3 protein-coding genes are annotated in these 12,684 nt (G+C 59.8%); all 3 read right to left on the reverse strand.

Annotated features, from left to right (window positions below; genetic code table 11):
* Positions 1–12: 12 nt before the first annotated feature.
* Complete coding sequence (locus KQI84_02755; GenBank protein ID MCB2153782.1) at positions 13–1,926, reverse strand: acyl-CoA thioesterase; 1,914 nt, start codon at positions 1,924–1,926, stop codon at positions 13–15.
* A gap of 124 nt (positions 1,927–2,050) precedes the next feature.
* Complete coding sequence (locus tag KQI84_02760; protein ID MCB2153783.1) at positions 2,051–10,693, reverse strand: hypothetical protein; 8,643 nt, start codon at positions 10,691–10,693, stop codon at positions 2,051–2,053.
* A gap of 88 nt (positions 10,694–10,781) precedes the next feature.
* Positions 10,782–12,530 carry an ABC transporter ATP-binding protein/permease gene (locus KQI84_02765; GenBank protein MCB2153784.1) on the reverse strand — a complete coding sequence of 583 codons (1,749 nt, stop codon included), beginning with the start codon at positions 12,528–12,530 and terminating at the stop codon, positions 10,782–10,784.
* Between the last annotated feature and the right edge of the window lie 154 nt (positions 12,531–12,684).

The raw sequence follows: 12,684 nt of genomic DNA on the forward strand, positions 1-12,684 counted from the left end.
AGGCCATCGCGGTTACAGGTAAGGCAGGAAGGCCGTGTGCAGTTCGCCTGGAACGTCGATAATGTGGTAGTCCTTCGATGATACGAAGAGAAGCACCTGTTTGCCCTTTCCGAGAAGCGTTCGGGCGGAGTCGAAGATCTGGTGCTCCATAGTCACGAACTTGCGGTTCACACTCTGGATCCGAACCCAGACCTCGATCTGTTCGAACTCCTTGGTTTCCTTCAGGAATTTGTGTTCGAACGCGCGGGTCAGGATGTACCACGGGGAGGTCTTCAAGTCGAAGTCCGGCAAGGCGTGCGCGAAGAAAAGCTCGCGCGTCTTGCCAACCCACATACCATACTGGGCGAAGTAGACGTTCCCGACGGAGTTGGTATCCTGGTAAGTCGCAGTGAGCGAATGGACGAACCACTTGCCTTCGATCCAGGACGACGCGCCCTTCGAAATGGAGGAAACGTGCGGCGAAAGATCCGGCGCGGGCTCCATCTCGCGAGCCTGCGCGTCACGCTCGGCGGTCTCCCGTTCGCTTTGCGGACCTTCCTTCGGTCTGAACCGATTGCTGACCGCCTTGCCAATCTCACCTTCCGCAATACGATCCATGACACCGCTGCGCTTAATTTCTTCCACGGCTTTGCGGCTCATGATCGTGACGATCGCGTGGGTCAGTGGGATCAATGAACCGACAATCATCAGCAGCGGGAGACTCTCAAAATACCCCAGCCCGAAAATGCCAATGGATAGCGCGGCGAGAGAGAGCAGGGTTGTCTGCGTAAAGGCCGTAAAGCGCGGTTTGAAAGTCGTCCGGAACAGGAAGACCATCGCGTAGCCCACCAGGAACGAGCCGTAGAGGGCCATGAAGTACTCGAGCTCGAACCCGAGCGGAATGGCGATGAAGGCAACCGCGGCAGCCAGAAGGAACGGGGGCAGCGGGGAATTGAGCAGGCTGTTCGGGATCAGAGCCATCAGGATGTGATCGCTCTTCTTCACGGCGTCGGCCTGGAACCAACGCAACGCCACGTAGCCGCTGTCCAGCGTGGCGACGATGCAGAGGCACAGGAACGTGACGTACATCACGCGGAACAGGACCGGTGTGTCGACGCCACTCAGGAACAGGAAGCGCACGATGGCATCCTTCGCATGGAAGAGGCCGTCGGGGCTAATCTGGGCCAATGGAATGCCGAGGCGAAGGCCTTCGCCCCAGATCGCCAACGCGAGCGTTCCGTGGAAGAGGAGGATTCCGAAGAAGATGATCCCACCGACCGTGTACGAGATGCCGATGTTGGTGTGCTCGCGTCGGATCTGGATGGCGCGCTGCCATTGCTGGATATCCAGCCAGGGGCCGAGCAGAAAACCGACGACGATGGGGACAAAGTACCCGAGATAGCTGAATGAGATCACGCTCTGAACGCCTTCGTACTGCCGCGGCAGAACATTGGCAGCATGGAAGTACGATCCGCCGCCCCATCCGATGAGCAGGACGGAAAGCAGAATGACGGCGCTCATGCCGAGGTGGGACCACTTCAACTTACCGATGTTGAATTGCTCGCCGAGCAGAAGGCTGGCGCCGAGCACCAGCAGGCCGATCATCGGCAGGGAGATTCCGAGCGGGAAGAAGACATACTTGAAGAGCGCGAAGAACGTCAGCGCGATGGCGACGACCTGGTAGAACAGGAAAACCCACCGCAGATTGCCGACCGTGGCCAGGAAGTGTTTCTCGAATTCCAGGCTGCTGGCGGCCTTCTTGGCGATGTGCTGAGTGAACCAGCCAAACGCGATCAGGCCGAGTGCGTTCGGAATCGCGAAACCGAGCAGGCCCGCCAGACCAAACTGGATCGCAACCTGGACGGAGAAGAAGAGCCCCAGTCCCCATGTCCAGGAAAGGGCGATCGAGAAGCCCCAGAAGAAGGGGTTGATTGCTTTCAGACGCAAGATGGTCACCTCGCACAGGCACGCCTAGAAGCTCGGAGGGGAGCCCCTCCGAGCTCAGGCTGAGACAATTGGACCACGCATCCCGAACCCCGGCAACGGTTTTCGGGACCTCGCGTCATTCTAACTACTCTATCAGCAACCACATATCCGCCACATCGACAACGTGATCATCGTTCCGATCAGCGTAGACGATGCCCGTAGGCTCGAACTCGGCCGTGCCCAGGAGGTGATCCAAGACGCCGGACGCGGTCATGACGATTGTATGGGCATCGGCGGTGCTGGGCGACGTTTCGCGGTTTCCGGCCACGTCTCGGGCCACGGAGTAGAACGAGTACAAGTGTCCAGATGGCTCATTGAAGTCGTATGTGGCTTCGGTTGTGGTGGCATACAGGCTGAAAGGCCCGTAATCGGTGGACATGAAGATTTCGTAATGGTCGATGCCCGAGCCGCCGGAATCGTCGCTGCCTGTGATGGAGAGAGTAACCGGTGTCTGGGTCGACATTTCGGGCAGCGCATCGATCTCGCTGGTTGGGGCGATGACGTCCAGCGTGTGGACCGTCTCGTTGGTGATGATCGAGTCGTTCAGGTCGAACACGATGGTCGCCTTGTTCTTGATCACGGTGCCGGAAGGCAGATCCGCCTTCGGAGTGATCGTGAAGTACATGATCCCATCGCCCTCCGGCGGATTGACGTTCGGAGGCAGGAAGCCGTCGACCGGATCGTCGATGACATTCAGCGTCTCGGGATCTAGCGAGCTGAAGATCCAGGAGAGAACACCGGTTTCCTTATCGAGTGCGCCCTCAATGCGGACAACCATGTCCTTGTCGGGTCGCAAATCGACGTCGCCGACGTAATCACTGCGACCGGCAGGAGGCGTCAGCTTGTGCGAGCCGAAGCTCATGTCTCCGAGTTCAAGGGTATCGAGATCGAATGCATTCACGTCGAGCTGATCGGTGACGGTGACGACCTGGGCAGGCCATGGAGCCTCGGCCATGTTCTCGAACATGACGGTGTAGAGGATCGGATCGCGGGAGAGGATGTAGTCCCCGTTGGGCCCGTGCTTCTCGTTCGGATCCTTGCCGCCGCCGCTTTCTGTATCGAGGCTGCTGTCGTCCCCGTAGTCTCCCCCACCGTCATTGTCACAACATGGCGGATTGGGCGGTTCGGAGTGGTCTTTGCAGAAGGCGATGACGTCCTTGGAGACGGACTTGGACTCCAACAGATACAGGCCGCAGCCCTCCAGCTCGAAGCGCTGGCGCCACAGAATGCCGAGCCATCCGGAATCGATCAGTCCGGCGACCGGCTCGATCGCTGCACCCACCCAGCCGGTCTGGTCCGGCGCAGAGATGACATCCGTGGCGATCTTGAAGTAGATCACGTTATTCGCGAATCGCTTCAGATTTCCATAGGTCGTATCCTGGAGACACCCCTTCTTTTTGAGGCACTCGGTCAGTGCATCCTGGGTGACCTTGTTGTAGGCCGCATTGCCGTAGTCGTAGGCCTTCTTTGCATTGTCGTATTTGCTCTTTGCGTCACTGCCCCACGTCCACAGCCATGAGATCTTGTCGTAGAGAGTGCCGTCGATACGGGAGGAACTCGTCTTCGGGACAGTGAGGGTCATCTCCGTCAGTGTGAAGCCGCCTCCGAGATCCGTCTCGGTCATGGAGATGGGAACCGGCTCTGTGACTTCCGTGATGTGGAGTTCATATACGGTGGATGACACCTCGGTGCCGTCATCGATCAGGATGCGGCCGATAACGTACTCGCCCGGGACATTTTCGTCGATGACGGCGGAGAGTGTGATCTCCGGATCGGGGTCCGGCAGGGCGTAGGATGGTGGAGCGACTCCGATGGTTCGAATCCAGGCGTCGAGCGTGAAGTTGCCGAAGTCCTGGGATGCAACGGCGATCTGGAAGGAGCCGCTGGAGTTCGCGGGAATGCGAGACAGGGAGAAGACGAACTCGGCAACACTGCGATCGTCGGTCTGGAACGTGGCCATCGGAATGTCGGAGAGATTCGTGACGGTCCAGTTTCCGGGGGCCTCAAATCCAATCACGGCCGGAGGAGAATCCACGTTTGCACGATTACCGTAGTGGACGGTGTAGGTCTCTTCGGCACGATAACGCACCTGGTTACGGCCAACGATGTCGACCCAGAGATCGGGACGTTGGCCTTCCACGATGGTGAGCGCATCGGGAAGAGTGAAGGTATCACCATACAACACGCGCAGATCGTAGGAGCCGGTTGGCAGATCGTACAGATCGAAGCCGACGCGAGCGACGGCCGGGTTGAGGATCTCGACGAGCGTGGAGTCGTACACGGTCGCGTCCGGCCCGATCAGATTGAAGGTCGCGGCGGATGTCAGCCCGCCACCGCGGACGTTGAAGACCACGTGCCCGGTATTGCCGGCCTGGGGAGGCGACATGCCAGTGAGTTCAAAGCCGAGTTCGCTGGCTTGCAGGGTCACTGCCCTCGGCCCACCGGTGACTTTATTTGCGTAGGCGAATACATACCAGGTTCCCGGATCGACGGCCGGGGCGACTGTACTGACGTCGGCGGAAGAGGTTTCGACCTGACGCGCATCGAAATCATTGCGTGTCGGCACGCGACCATCGCCGAGATAGAGTTCCATCACGCCGGTGTCGAGTGCGCTGTCGAGTGTGACGAGCACGTCCTGTCCCGGTGCGGCGTCGAACTGATACCAGAGCGAATCGCCTTCAGCGCCAATCAGTCGCGTGTCGGAATCGCCATCCACCGGCAGGACTGGAATGTCCAGTGCCACGAGCGATGTGGAATCCGCCGTGTTGTTGCCGTAGTTTTGTCCCTCGAAGATGTCCTTTCGGGCGTTCAGTTCCACGCGCCAGTTGTAGTCACCCGGAAGGGCGCCCGGAACGCGGACGAGAGACTCGGCGGTATAGCTCTGTCCCGGACCAAGGGTCACGCCGGAGCCAACGAGTTGATCGCCGGCCATCACGGGATCGCCTCCACCATCGGGGACGACCCACACGCGGTCGCGCCACGGGCCAAAGACGGTGCCCATGCCAACGTTATTGACAGTCCAGGTGACCGGGACGCTTTCGCCTGCGATGGCGCTCGAGGGTCCAAGAACGTCAGAGACCGAAACGTCGATATCTGAATCCGCCGTCTCGACGAATTCGTAGGGACCGATGTCGGCGACGACGCCAAGGGACTCCACGCCGGTGTTCGGCGTGCGCGGATCGTCGTAACGAGGCGCCCCTGCGAAGTCATTGTCCATGCCCGCTGTCGTGTCGGCCGCATCGATGCAGGGACTGATGTAGTTGAGGCGATAATCGTAACGCGTGGGATCCTTGAACCGCGGATTCGCGGAGATGTTCCCATTCGTTCCAATCACGTCGGTCACGCCGTTGAAGTTATCTCCATCGGGGTTCCAGATGTTGCAGTACAGGATATCCGGCTGCGGCGAACCGCAGCAGATTCCGAACCCACGATCGGAGCAGTTGCTGACAATGGAGTTGGTGATGCTCAACGTGCCGCCGTGCGGGAACACGCCCCATCGCATGTTGTTGATGAGGCAGCCAATAATCTCCACGTCGCTGCCGGATTCGTTCATCACGCCGCGGTCGGCATCATCCAGGATGCAGTTAACCAGAAGGGCATAAGAACCCGAGCCATAGAGATAGACCGCGTCGAAGAAGGTGTGGCGGACCACGCATTCACGCATCCCAAACTCTCCGCCGTTCGATGTGCGAATGACGGCCGTGTTGTTCCAATTCCCATCCGAGGTTCCGCCGCCGTAGAGGACGTTCACATGCTGCAGGTTGATGCTTCCGCCACTGGCATGGAGCCAGCGCCAATCGCCGACACCGGGGACGGACTCATCGCCGTCCCCATTAGTGTCTCCACCGACGGAATCGTCACGTGAGGACGTGAAGGTGATCGGCTGTGCGATGGTGCCCAATGCGTTCAAGGTGGCGCTGGCCTGCACCTCGATGCCGAGATCTGCGGCCGGGTCGAATTTGATGACGGCGCCCGGTTCGATGACCAGCGATGTACCGCTTGGCACAGTGACGAAGCCAGTGACGTGATGCACCGAGTTACCGAGCCAGGTTTCGCTGGCCAGCAATGTCCCTTCGTGATTCATCTGCAGGTAACGCATCTCGACGTATTCGTTGACATTCACGGTGCCCGCACCAAGCGCCTGGATTCCGTGCCAGTCGCCCGGCAAGGGATGCGTAGCCGTGCCGTCGAGGTTCGTATCGCCACCTGCCGCATCGTCGCGCAACGAGGTCATCAGGATGGGCGATCCTGCAGTTGCAGGGGCATCAAGCGTACCTTCGACGGTGACTCCAACGCCGTAAACGAACTTCACGATCACCCCGGCAGGGATCGTCAGCATTCCGGTATCCGCAATGTGCAGGTCTTCCTCAACGACGATGATCTTGTCGGATGGCCAGGTAACCGCGCCTGTGATCTCTCCACCAGCGTAGAAGATATCCGAAGAATTATTGATGGACGCAGCAAGGCCGAGGTCGCCGATAGGCGTGCCATCAAGGAGACTCCAATACGCGCGCAATTCAATGGGCCCGTCTGCATAGGAGGTCGTATCCAGAGTGGAGGTTCCTGCCGCGGCGAAGCCGGAACCGAGGGAATTCTCGACTCCGCTTTGCTTCGCTGTGACTTCCACTTCGGTGTTGGGACGATCGACGCCGAAAGCGCTCCACTCGATTGTTTCAACGTCGTGAATGAGATAGCGGGATGGACGAATCCACTCGAATAGTGCTGTTCCAACTTCAATTGTTCCAGGATCGCCATCGTCGACGTTTCCAGTCCCGCCGGAGACATCGATGTTCGACATCGGGAAGCTGTTTGTCCCGCCGCAGTAGATGGCCACGCGACCGCCACCGCCGCCACCGCCACCATCGCCACCGGTGACGTCGATGACGCCGGAACCGGCGAAGCCGCCGATTCCAAGAAAGACGCTGCCGCCAGAACCGCCGCCGCTCAATGTGTTGGACGCCTGGATGCCACCAAGTCCCTTGGCAGTGATCGAGCCGTTATTGGTGAGAGTCCCATAGACTTCGAGCTTCACAGCACCACCACCAGCAGCGCCGGGCTCGTAGTAGCTGCGTCCGCCTCCACTGCCGATGTCGGTCGGCTGGCTCCAGGATCCGTAGCGATCGCCTCCTGGAGCTCCGCTCCCACCCTGGCCGCCCTGGCCGCCGTAACCACCACCGGATCCGTTGTAGAAATCGTACGAGCCCTTGCCAGGGCCGGCATCCCCGATGTGTCCCATACCATCGATGTCGATCAAACCATCTTCCTGAATGGTCGCATCGGTCAGGACGGTGAAGTCCAACGTCTCTCCCGGATCGTGCGAAATAATGCCGCTGGTCTGAATATCGAGGCTCTGCACCTGAAGACCATGCACGGGATACGCGCGGCCGTCATCGGCGAGCACAAGGTGGGAGATGTCTTCCTGTTCAAGAGGCGTCACCCACTGCTGTGCCAGGCCATTATTGGCGACGAGGATCGTGCCGTAGGCGTCGCCGGTCAGTTTTGTGTAGATCGTACCGGCTCCGGCACCTTGCTGGCCGTCACCACCGAAGGCAGTGACTTCGCCGATGTAGTTATTTGTGTTTGCGTAGACTGCGATGCGTCCGCCGCCGCCGGCACCGCCGAGGTGCGCGCTGACATCTCCATCGGCGCCGTTCGCGTTGATCTGACCGGAACCGGCCAGGGTTGCGCAATTCAACCAAAGGCTACCGCCGGATCCTGCGCCGGAGCGTGTGTTACTCGCGACGATGCCTTCACTTCCATTGGCAGAAACAATGCCATCGATCGTGAGCGTACCGCCGACGTTGACCTTCATCGCGCCGCCGCCGGGGGAGCCGTTCTTATAGTAAGAGTGCCCGCCACCGCTGCCGTAGTCGACAGGCTGTGTGATGGAACCGTATGTCAGGCCAGCGGTGTCGTCGTAGCCATTGCTTCCGCGCCCGCCGTAGCCGCCGCCGGATCCGTAGTAGAAATCATATCCGCCGGCTCCCGCGCCGGTTTCGTTCGGATAACCGCGTCCATCGAGATCGACGCTGCCGCCGGAGTTCACCGTCATGTCATTCAAAACAGAAAACTCAAGGGGATCGGCATTCGGATCGTGGGACAAAATGCCGCCGCTGTTGATCGTCAGGTTCACCAGAGACATCCCCGGTTGTGGGAATGCCATTCCGGCATCAGCGAGAGTGAGATTCGTGAGTGTCGGTGTCGTGATGAGCGTCACCCACTCCTGGAAGAGTCCGTTGTTGTCGACGACTACTTCGCCGTAGGTCTCGGAGGTGAGTTTTCTGTAAACGGTTCCTGCGCCGCCGTTTTGCAGGCCTTCACCGCCGTATGCCGTGATGACGCCGGTGAAATTGTCCGTATCCATGTAGGCGGCCACACGGCCACCGCCACCGGCGCCGCTGAAGACAGTGGCGATATTGGCTTGGCCGCCATTGGCTGCGATCTCGCCATCGCCGGCAAGAGTGGAACAGATCAGCCAGAGGCTACCGCCAGCACCGGCGCCGGAGGCCGTGTTGGAGTATTGCGTCGAGTCATCGCCATCGGATGTGATGATGCCGTTCACGGTCAGTGTGCCGCCGACCGTCAGCTTCATTGCGCCCCCACCGGGCTCGCCGGCCTCGGTGTAAGGACGACCACCCCCACTTCCGAAGGCCGTAGGTTCCGAGAATGAGCCATAGGTCAGACCGCCGGCTTCCAGATTGCCGCTGCTGCCTCGCCCCCCATGCCCACCGCCGGAGGGGAAGTAGAAGTCATAGGCGCCGGCGCCAAGACCCTCTTCGGAGATGTGTCCGCGCCCATCAAGATCGACCGTTCCCCCAGGGTAGATGGTGGCATCGTTCATGACGCTAAATTCGAGGGCTGTTGCGTTCGGATCGTGAGAGATGATGCCGTCCTGGAGGACTTCAAGGCTCGCGAGTGAAATGCCGGGTTCAGGGAAAGCCATACCGGCGTTTGCAACGCGCAGATGGTATGTCGGTGTGTCGCCAAGCGGAGTCACCCACTGCTGCGGAAGGTCGTTGTTGTCGATATCGACCGTGCCGTAGGTCGCAGAGTCGAGCTTGCGATAGATTGTGCCGGCACCGCCGCCTTGTTTGCCTTCGCCGCCGAGGGAAAGGACCTGACCACCGAAATTATCCGTGGCGGCGTAGATGGCGATACGACCTCCGCCGCCGGCTCCGGCGAAGTAGCTGGGAACCGTGGAAGCTCCACCGTTCGCGCCGATTTCACCAAGGCCTTCGAGGGTCGAACAGATGATCCAGACACTACCTCCCGATCCCGCACCTGAGACGGTATTCGAAGCGTTCTGAGAATCCAAACCATCGACAGAAATCGCCCCATCAACGGTAAGGGTGCCGCCAACCTGCAGTTTGACGGCGCCGCCGCCGGGCTCGCCATCAAGGTAGTAACCGTGGCCACCACCGCTGCCGAAATCGGTGGGTTCATGAATAGAGCCGTAAGTCATTCCTCCTGAGTCATTTCCATCGCTGCCTCTGCCGCCGTAGCCGCCGCCGGAAGGATAATAAAAATCATATCCGCCGGCACCTGTGCCGGTTTCATTCGGATAGCCTCGTCCATCGAGATCGATCATGCCGCCTACGCCAATCATCGCGTCGTTGACAACGCTGAAGTCGAGCGCCGTGGCGTTCGGATCATGGGAGATGAGCCCTCCGCTTTGAACGTCAAGACTGATCAGAGCGACACCAGGCTCCGGGAAAGCCATTCCTGCATTCGCAACGTCGAGTTCAAACTGGGGAGTGCTGCCGAGCGGCGTGACCCATTGCTGGGCGAGGCCATTGTTGTTGATCGCCACGACACCGTAAGAAGCCGCGTCGAGTTTTGTGTACACCGTACCGGCGCCGCCGTTCTGCAAGCCTTGTCCGCCGTAAGCGGAAGCGGTGCCGCTGAAGTTGTTGGTGGCCATGTAAAGAGCGACGCGTCCGCCGCCGCCCGCGCCGGCGTTGTAATCCGGAATGGCCGCGCTGCCACCGTCTGCCGAAATCGTTCCGGAGCCTGCCAGCGTTCCGCAATCAACCCAGATACTGCCGCCAGAACCTGCGCCGGAGACAGTATTAGAGCTTTGATTGCTGCTTAGTCCATCTGCGGAAAGCGATCCGTTGATCGTGGCAGTGCCCGAGACCGTGAAACGCATCGCGCCACCGCCAGGCTCGCCGTCACGGTAGTAGCAATGGCCACCGCCGCTGCCTGGAGACGTTGGCTCGTGGATTGATCCGTAGGTCAGGCCGGCAGTATCGTCGTTGCCGTTGCTGCCGCGTCCACCGAATCCAGCGCCAGATGGGCGGTAGAAATCGTAGCCACCCGCCCCCGGGCCTTTCTCGTTGATGTAGCCCGTACCGTCAGCGGAAATCGTCGAGCCCGAATCAACGGATAGCGATCCGGCTGTGAAGGTCACGCCTATTCCCGCCCAGAGCCCTCCGACCTGGGCCGTGTTGTCCTTGGTCTTGCAGACAATGAACGAGTTGCCGGTAACCGAGATGCCGCTCGTGACATTGACTGTCGAGCCACCGTCGATCGTCAGCACTGCGCCGCTCTGCACGGTCAGGCTGTTCATGTTGTAAGTGTTCTCGGTCCAGTTTGTGTTGGTCGAGATGACCGTATCCTGGGCCTGAACAGAATAGACGGTTAGAAAACTGAAGGCGAGGAGCGCCGGAAACGGGCGCCTCCGCATGAAATCGCGACAAAGCGCCAGACACTCCCGGACAGCACCCATGATGGGCCTCCTGAACAATTGAGGACTATGGGCAGGATTCTGCACGCTTTACGTGCAGGCGGCAAGGAGTATCGGGTCTTCGAAGAAATCAGGCGATGGACTGCATTTGGACGAGCCGAGCGTAGAGCCCGCCTTGCTCGACCAGGATTTCGTGGCGCCCGTCTTCGACGATTTGACCTTCGTCGAAAACCAGAATCCGGTCCGCGTTGCTAATGGTGCTGAGGCGGTGGGCGATCACGAAAGCTGTGCGTCCTTGAAGAAGGGTCTCAAGGGCGCTTTGAATCTGGCGCTCGGATTCGCTGTCCAGCGCGCTGGTGGCCTCGTCGAGCAGAAGCAGACGGGGTTTGCGGAGAATTGCCCGCGCAATAGACAGGCGTTGCTTCTGGCCTCCAGACAGCCTAACTCCACTAGAACCAATGGATGAGTCAAAGCCGTCCGGCATCGCTTCGATGAAGTCGAGCGCATTGGCGTCGCGGGCTGCCGCGCGAAGGTCGTCCTCACTGACGTGCTCGAGTCCGTGAGAGAGATTCTCCCGGACCGTGCCGTTGAAGAGGAACGTGTCCTGGGTCACGATGCCGATCTGCCTGCGGAAACTGCGAATGTCGATCTCTGTCAGTGGCCGGCCGTCGACGAGAATGCGTCCCTGGATGGGCTGGTAGAGGCCGAGGATGAGCTTCACCAGTGTCGTCTTCCCGCCGCCGCTCGCGCCGACTAGAGCGATGGTCTGCTGCGGGTCCACCTTGAGGTCGAGGTTCTTCAGAACGGGACGATCGGTACCCGGATAGGTAAACCAGACATCCTGGAACTCGATCTCGCCGACAAGCGGTCCGATCTCGGGCTTTCCATCGTTTTCTTCCAGATCGGGGACGGAGAGGATTTCGTTGATGGATTTCACCGCTTCGTTCGATTCGTAGACGGCAATCATCTGGGCCATGATTCCCGAGAGACCGCCGATCGTCATGCCGACGAGCGAAAGGAACATGACCACTTCGCCGATGCTCATGCGGTTGGTGATGACCAGGATGGCACCAACGCCCACAACTGCGATGGTGATGAGTTGAGAGGAGGCCCAGATTTGAGATTGAAGGATGTTCGTCAGCCAGTCGGCTCCGATGCCACGGTTGCGGAGTGACTCCAGTCGCCGGTTGATGCGATCGAGATCGTGGGCCTCTGTGGCGTGGGCGCGTGTGACGGGCAGCATCGAGAGCATCTCGCTGACTTCGGCGTTCAGCTTCTCCTGTTCCTTGCGGAGGGACTCGAATTCCTGCGCAATCCGGCGGCGCAAGATGCGGTTTTGCACATAAACCACAGGCAGAAACGCCAGTACGACGAAGAGGAAGTAGGGCTCCGTCACCACGATGATGACGAGCGCCGCAACGACCGTCAAAACCGCCAATGCGAGCGGATCGATCAGCAATTTGCCGAAGTTGTCGAGGCGCTCGACGTCCTGCATGACCTTGCTGTGAAGGCGTCCGGGCGATTCGCGATCGTGATACGAGAAGGCCAATTGCTGGATTCGTGTGCAGAGCCGAGCGCGCAATCGTAAGGCAACGTCCCGGCGCACGGCGCAATAAAGCCGCGCAAAGAGCGGATGAACCGCCACATTCATGAGCAGCATGGCCGCCATTCCAAGCAGGCAAAGCCCGACACCCACAAGGTCCCGGGCGGGGATCACGGTATCGATGATGTAGCGTGTATAGACGGGGATGAGAACAACCGGCGAGTGCTTAACGATCGCAAGACCAAGCGCCAGCAGGACGCGCCACTTCGCGTGACGGAATTCGTCAAGATAGACCAGAACGGGGAAACGTTTGCGGTAAGCGGTTGCTGCGCTCATCAGGCATCCACCGAGAAAGAGGATGGTCCCGATGTGATGCCCTGAGAGGAGTTGCGTGCAAGAAGTTTCCCGGAGTGCATGGTCCAAAAGGGCGTCCGTTCTTGTCATTGGAGGAAGGGATGGGGGCTCGGGGGGCTCGGGGGGCTCGGGGGGC

It is taken from the genome of bacterium, from assembly GCA_020444065.1.
Classification (GTDB): domain Bacteria; phylum Sumerlaeota; class Sumerlaeia; order SLMS01; family JAHLLQ01; genus JAHLLQ01.

Excerpts from the sequence above, each read along its gene's own strand:
- KQI84_02760 (MCB2153783.1), bottom strand. The coding sequence starts at position 10,693 with ATGGGTGCTGTCCGGGAGTGTCTGGCGCTTTGTCGCGATTTCATGCGG.
- KQI84_02765 (MCB2153784.1), bottom strand. The coding sequence starts at position 12,530 with ATGAGCGCAGCAACCGCTTACCGCAAACGTTTCCCCGTTCTGGTCTAT.